We start from the raw sequence: 4,502 nt of genomic DNA, 5'->3' as shown, positions 1-4,502 counted from the left end.
TTTCTTGTGTTTATTGGGGTTTTAGGTTTATCGTAAAGACCTTCAAGTCCATCTTTTTCATATCTTTTTAGCCATTTATAGAATGTGTTTCTTGATATTTTGAAGTATCTGCATGTTTTTGAGATGTTTTTGGTTTTTTGGTAATGCTGTATCCATATTAAGTCTTTTTTTAACTTCTCTTGTTAGTGGGACATCTTTTATTTTGTTTGATAGTTTTTTTGTAAAGAGTTTTGTTATATACATTGGCGCTCCTATAATGCCTTTCATTTTACCTACCTCCTGTTTAGTAAATTTATTTTACAGGGGTAGGTGTTCACTGTCTATATGAACTTATACAATTTTCTAATATTTTAGCAAAGTTTTTTTATTGATTTGAAGCTTGTCTTATAGAGTGCTTTCTACTTTCCAAAGCTTCAATAATTAAAGCAACAAATATAGATAAAAATAAAGAAGATAAAAATCCTACAGATATTATTAAAGCTTTTTTAGGTTTAGAAGGAGAAGTGGGATGTTTTTGATTTTCTAAATCCACTTATACTCCTTTAAGATATCCTTGTTATGATAAAATTTTACCATAAAAAACATTTCTAATAGAAGTAAATAAATTAAGAAAAATGACTACACAACCTAAACTCAGACTTTCTAATGAAGAGATACAAGTTATAAAAACGATTATAAAAAAATACGACCCAAACGCAAAGATATTTATATTTGGAAGTAGGACAGATTTAAACAAAAAGGGTGGAGATATAGATATACTCGTAATATCTAATAGTATAGATTATAAACAGAGAAGAAAAATAAAGGTGGACTTACTACTTACTCTGGGAGATAGAAAAGTAGACCTAATAATCACTGAAAACCCTGAAAAAACAGAGTTTACAAAGTTAGCTTATAAATATGGAGTAGAAATATGACGATTGAAGAAAAGAAAAAACTTTTTTGTGAAAATTTAAATATGCTTAACAAAAACTTAGACTGGTTATTAAAATCCTACAAAAAAGTGGAAAACATAGATTTTTTAAGAGAAGATTTAACAGAAGAAGATTTAGAAGTTTTAGAAACACTGTCAAATAGATTTGGCAGGTCGGTAGATATTTTAATAAATAAAGTTTTAAGAAGCTTAGACTTATTAGAAATGGAAGACATAAGTAGAAAGTTAGATGCAGTAATAAGAGCTGAAAAAAGAGGATTTGTAGAAGATTATAAAATACTTATAGAGATGAAAGATTTAAGAAATGAGTTATCCCATGAATACATACAGGAAAATTTAATTGAAAAGTTTGAAGAAGTAATAGAAAATGTCCCCAAATTAGTTAAAATTATTGAAAAAATTAACCTCTATGCAAAGAAGATGCAGTACTGTAAACAAAATGAACAAAGCGGATAAATACATACAGCTGATAGTTAAAGAATTACAAAATTACAACCCTAAAAAAATTATACTTTTTGGTTCAAGGGCAAAGGGTTATCATAAAAAGTAGTTAAACTTGGAAAATTTGGATTTAAGGCGTAAACTTTAATGTAAATGTATTTTTTGGAGGTATTTAGATATGGAAACATTACAAGCTGAACGTAAAAAGAAAGAAACACAAAGAAAAAAAATACCAAAAGGATTAATCTACGAAATGAGACATGGAAAACCCATATACTACAGAGATTATGACAAAGTTTTAGAGGGAGAAAAATCACTGGAGGAAGTCATGGGAAGTAGTAAACTACAAGCTTGGATTATTGATTTAATAGTAGGATTTTTATACTCTAACTTAGATAGAAAAAAATACAAAATCCTACTAAATAAGGCAGGTTTTCAATGGGCACCAAAGAGTTGGAGAAACCTTGATGTAGCTATATTTGATAGAGAGAAACTCTTAAAAGAAGGAATAAACAACAAGTATGCTAAAACTCCTCCAGAAGTAGTAATAGAGATAGATACAAAAGCAGATTTAAGAAAACACGGAGACTTTATGAACTATCAAAGAGAAAAAACTCAAGACTTGTTAGACGCAGGCGTTAAAAAAGTTATATGGTACACAACCTTTGACAAAAAAGTTATGGTGGCTGAAAAAGATAAACCTTGGATAATTACAGATTGGGACTACGAGATTGAGATACTTGACAATCTAAAATTCAACCTTGGCGAAAATTTAAAAAAAGATTTTGAAAATGAATAACATCAATCAAACTGGAGGATTACTATGGCTACAGCTTCAGTAAAAAAGAAAAAAAGTAAAGTTAAAATCCCAGATTATCTTGTTTACGAGATTTTAGACAATAAAAAAATTTACTACAAAAACTACGAAAAGGTTCTCTCTGGACAGCTGCCAAAGGAGGCTATAATGGGAAGTAGTGATTTACAATCATGGATAGTTTCTTTAATTGTAGAACACCTTTACAAAGCTTTAGATAACAAAAAATATAAAATTCTTTTTAATGAAGTAGGATACTTTTACACGAAAACCAGAGAAGGAAATTGGCTAAACCTTGACATTGCAATAGTAAGCAGAGAAAAATTAAAAAAACCACAAGGTACATACTTAAAAGTCCCACCTGAAGTTGTTATTGAAGTAGATACAAAAGCTGATTTATCAGAGATAGGAGATGAATACTTTTTCCTAAAAACAAAAAGACTTTTAAAAAGTGGTGTTAAAAAAGTTATATGGATATACACTCAAGCAAAGAAAATTATGGTAGCACAAGACGATAAAGAGTGGAAAATCGTAGACTGGAATTACGACATAGAAATAATTGACGGTATAATACTTAATCTTGATGAAGCTCTGGAAAAAGAATTAAAAGGAGAGGAGTAAATGAACGTAAATCAGTTTAAAAAAGGAAATTCAGAAAAAATAGCCATAATAGGACTTGGATACGTAGGACTGCCTTTGGCTGTTTTGTTTGACACAAAGTATAACGTTATAGGATACGACATAAACCCACAAAGAATAAAAGAGCTGAAAGAAGGATACGACAGAACAAAAGAAGTAGAATCAGAAAAACTAAAAAACAGTCAAATAGAGTTTACAGACAACCCAGAAAAAATATCCGATGCAAAAGTAATAATCATCACAGTCCCAACACCTATAGACAACCACAACATTCCAGACTTAAGACCCATCATATCAGCTTCTAAGACCGTTGGAAAGTATATGAAAAAAGGCAGTATAGTTGTGTATGAGTCAACTGTATATCCGGGATTGACAGAAGAAGAGTGTGTCCCAATATTAGAGCAAGAAAGTGGCTTAAAGTGGAAACAAGACTTTAACGTAGGATACTCTCCTGAAAGAGTAAATCCCGGAGACAAACAGCACACAATAGACAAAATAAAGAAAGTAGTGGCAGGAGATACACCTGATATAACAGAGTTTTTAGCACAGCTTTATGGAGAAGTAATAACAGCAGGAATACATAAAGCACCAAACATAAAAACAGCAGAAGCTGCAAAAGTGATAGAAAACACCCAAAGAGACTTAAATATAGCTCTAATGAATGAGTTATCAATAATTTTCAATAAAATGGGAATAGATACAAAAGAAGTTTTAGAAGCTGCATCAACCAAATGGAACTTTTTAAGGTTTGAACCGGGGTTGGTTGGGGGGCATTGCATTGGCGTAGACCCATACTACCTAACTTTTAAAGCACAAGCAATAGGCTATCACCCAGAAGTTATATTAGCAGGAAGAAGAATAAACGACTATATGGGTAAGTATGTAGCAGAAAATACAGTTAAAAAGTTGATAAAAGCAGGGAAATCTGTAAAAGGAAGTAAAGTCCTTATACTTGGGCTAACTTTTAAAGAAAACATATCAGACATAAGAAACACAAAAGTTATAGATGTTTACAACGAACTAAAAGAGTACGGTATAGAAGTCTACATTTACGACCCATACGCTTATCCGGAAGAAGTAAAACACGAATACGGTATAGAGTTATTAGACAATATAGAAAAACACACACCATACGACGCTGTAATAGTAGCAGTAAAACACAGACCATTTATTGAAGAACTTGACTTTAAAGAGTATAAAAAACTTATGAACAACGGCGGTACACCTATTTTAATAGACGTAAAAGGTATATACAACAAAGAAAAAGCTTTAAAAGAAGGATTTTTATACTGGAGGCTGTAAGATAAAAATTGAAATACTTCAAGATCAAAAAGTAAGACTTTCAAAAGAAGAAATAAAAGCAATAAAAGAAACAGCTGTAGGCTAAAACCTTACTTACTAAAAGAAAAAGGTTTGAATATATGAAAAAAAGAGCATAGATTTTATATCAGACCTTTTGGAGGAGATAAAAATGGAAGTGTTAGAAGAAAAAGTATCCAGACTTGAAGAAATGATGATGAGACTTTTATACATACAGCAAAAAACAGAAATGGAAATTCAAAGTTTGAGCAGAGAGATAAAAGAGTACAAGCAAGAAAACGATAGAAAATTTGCCAAAATGGATGAAGAGTTTGAAAAGTACAAACAAGAAGTTGACAAACAGATAAAAGAGTA

At 30.7% G+C, this 4,502-nt stretch carries 8 protein-coding genes and 1 pseudogene; 6 read left to right on the top strand and 3 right to left on the bottom strand.

From position 1 onward, the window contains the following. The 3 genes from Q385_RS09575 to Q385_RS09275 form a co-directional block, all read right to left on the bottom strand. Window positions 1-125, bottom strand: a 125-nt coding sequence (locus Q385_RS09575) for a helix-turn-helix domain-containing protein (RefSeq protein WP_245596338.1), incomplete at its 3' end; no start/stop codon positions are given. After that, window positions 76-267, bottom strand: a complete 192-nt coding sequence (locus Q385_RS0100685) for a hypothetical protein (RefSeq protein ID WP_028949823.1) — start codon at window positions 265-267, stop codon at window positions 76-78. The genes Q385_RS0100685 and Q385_RS09575, both read right to left, overlap by 50 nt. 97 nt (window positions 268-364) lie before the next feature. Continuing rightward, window positions 365-532, bottom strand: a complete 168-nt coding sequence (locus Q385_RS09275; protein WP_156925189.1) for a hypothetical protein — start codon at window positions 530-532, stop codon at window positions 365-367. 82 nt (window positions 533-614) lie between these two features. Here Q385_RS09275 and Q385_RS0100675 point away from each other — a divergent pair, with 82 nt between their 5' ends. The 6 genes and pseudogenes from Q385_RS0100675 to Q385_RS08755 form a co-directional block, all read left to right on the top strand. Next, on the top strand, window positions 615-917 hold the full coding sequence (locus tag Q385_RS0100675) for a nucleotidyltransferase domain-containing protein (RefSeq protein WP_028949822.1): 303 nt from the start codon (window positions 615-617) through the stop codon (window positions 915-917). Next, window positions 914-1,390 carry a hypothetical protein gene (locus tag Q385_RS09440; protein ID WP_211245377.1) on the top strand — a complete coding sequence of 159 codons (477 nt, stop codon included), beginning with the start codon at window positions 914-916 and terminating at the stop codon, window positions 1,388-1,390. Before Q385_RS0100675 ends, Q385_RS09440 begins: the two co-directional genes overlap by 4 nt. Before the next feature lie 163 nt (window positions 1,391-1,553). Beyond that, entirely contained in the window at window positions 1,554-2,174 is a 621-nt protein-coding gene (locus Q385_RS0100665; protein ID WP_028949821.1) for a PDDEXK family nuclease, read from the top strand. A 24-nt stretch (window positions 2,175-2,198) separates the two neighbouring features. After that, window positions 2,199-2,810, top strand: a complete 612-nt coding sequence (locus Q385_RS0100660; protein WP_028949820.1) for a PDDEXK family nuclease — start codon at window positions 2,199-2,201, stop codon at window positions 2,808-2,810. Next, window positions 2,811-4,130 carry a nucleotide sugar dehydrogenase gene (locus Q385_RS0100655; protein ID WP_028949819.1) on the top strand — a complete coding sequence of 440 codons (1,320 nt, stop codon included), beginning with the start codon at window positions 2,811-2,813 and terminating at the stop codon, window positions 4,128-4,130. Between the two features lie 169 nt (window positions 4,131-4,299). Beyond that, a pseudogene (locus tag Q385_RS08755) lies at window positions 4,300-4,502 on the top strand (hypothetical protein); the annotation flags it as partial.

This window comes from Sulfurihydrogenibium subterraneum DSM 15120 (assembly GCF_000619805.1).
GTDB classification, from domain to species: Bacteria; Aquificota; Aquificia; order Aquificales; family Hydrogenothermaceae; genus Sulfurihydrogenibium; species Sulfurihydrogenibium subterraneum.
The sequence above is the reverse complement of the archived record's forward strand: the minus strand, read 5'-3'. Positions and strand labels throughout refer to the sequence as shown.